Annotated in this window: 1 protein-coding gene; it reads left to right on the top strand. The window is 71.3% G+C overall.

Annotated features, from left to right (window positions below):
• The coding region (locus KUM44_RS39715) for a helix-turn-helix domain-containing protein (protein ID WP_217214632.1) at positions 1–216 on the top strand (216 nt) is incomplete at both ends.

The following is a 216-nucleotide window of genomic DNA, read 5'->3' as shown; positions in this document are numbered from 1 at the left end:
CTCCCAGGGCGACGAGAACGCGGTCATCGCGCACGACCTGCGGGTCAGCGTCCGGTCGGTACAGCGCTGGCGCAAGGCTTGGTCGCAGGACGGGCCGAGAGCCCTGGCCTCGAAGGGCCCGGCGTCCTTGCCGCTGCTCAGTGACGAGCTGTTCGCCGTGCTGGAGCAGGAGCTTGCCAAAGGGCCGGTGGCGCACGGCTGGCCGGACCAGACCTG

Origin of the sequence: Streptomyces sp. AC550_RSS872, from assembly GCF_019049285.1 — a bacterium.
In the GTDB taxonomy this organism is placed as follows: domain Bacteria; phylum Actinomycetota; class Actinomycetes; order Streptomycetales; family Streptomycetaceae; genus Streptomyces.
The sequence above is the reverse complement of the archived record's forward strand: the minus strand, read 5'-3'. Positions and strand labels throughout refer to the sequence as shown.